The 453-nt window shown below is 66.4% G+C and carries 1 protein-coding gene; it reads right to left on the bottom strand.

What is annotated here, in order from left to right:
• Positions 1-449 (bottom strand): DUF3577 domain-containing protein (locus AC3XQU_RS22935; protein ID WP_489876464.1); only part of this gene is annotated, 449 nt, incomplete at its 3' end.
• Positions 450-453: the final 4 nt, after the last annotated feature.

Below are 453 nucleotides of genomic sequence, written 5' to 3'. Positions count from 1 at the left end.
ACGTCCTTCGGACGGCTGAGGTAGCCGATGCCGCGGGTGATCAGCTCGTGCTGCTTGATGGAAGCCAGTTCGGCCCGGTCAAGCGGCTCGGCCTTGAGCAGTCGCGCCTTGAGGGACGCGGCGGCTTCACCCTTGCGCTCGCCCTTGTCGCGGATGTACGCATCGCCCCACAGGTCGCCGAGGCGGAAGCGCACCAGCGGGCGCTGCTTGGGATCGTCAACGCCGATGTAGCGCTGGACGAGGTTCTTGGCCTCGGCACCCGAGACCTTGACGTCGAAGTAGCGGTAGCTGGGGTCCCTGGCGGGGCCGACCAGCGCGGCAACGGTGCATGCCAGGAAAGGCTGCGCACGGCGGCCGCCCCGGACAGGCACTTCACGGACACGCTGGATGTAGCCGATGCCCGAGGTGTGGAGGTCGAAATACGATTTCTCGTTGGACGTGGTGTTCATGGTG

Source organism: Telluria sp. AZSoR62, from assembly GCF_058111565.1.
This window is presented reverse-complemented; position numbering and strand designations above follow the sequence as displayed.